Raw genomic sequence first — 249 nt, 5'->3', positions numbered from 1 at the left:
GACTAAATTTAAAGCGCTCATCGGCTTTTCAGGGTTAAAAGAAGATGGGCTTGTGGTTGCCGCAACCACAATCGTTAATGCAATGACAGGTAATGCAAATTATCCGGATCCTTCTCCTACATTGGAGAGCATCCAGGCTCTGCTGGATGATTTTTCGAGCAAATTGGCGGCATGCAGGCGTCGTGGCTCTCCGGAAGACACAGCATTGAAGGACGAGAGCCGGCCGTTGTTGGAGGCTGGACTGCAGAA

At 50.2% G+C, this 249-nt stretch carries 1 protein-coding gene; it reads left to right on the top strand.

Going from position 1 to position 249, the window contains the following annotated elements:
• On the top strand, positions 1 to 249 hold a 249-nt coding region (locus ACSZOX_RS22435; protein WP_437922483.1), incomplete at both ends, for a hypothetical protein.

This window comes from Sphingobacterium sp. LRF_L2 (assembly GCF_965644235.1).
Classification (GTDB): Bacteria; Bacteroidota; Bacteroidia; order Sphingobacteriales; family Sphingobacteriaceae; genus Sphingobacterium.
Note: the sequence above shows the minus strand (reverse complement) of the source record. Positions and strands in the feature narration are given on the sequence as shown.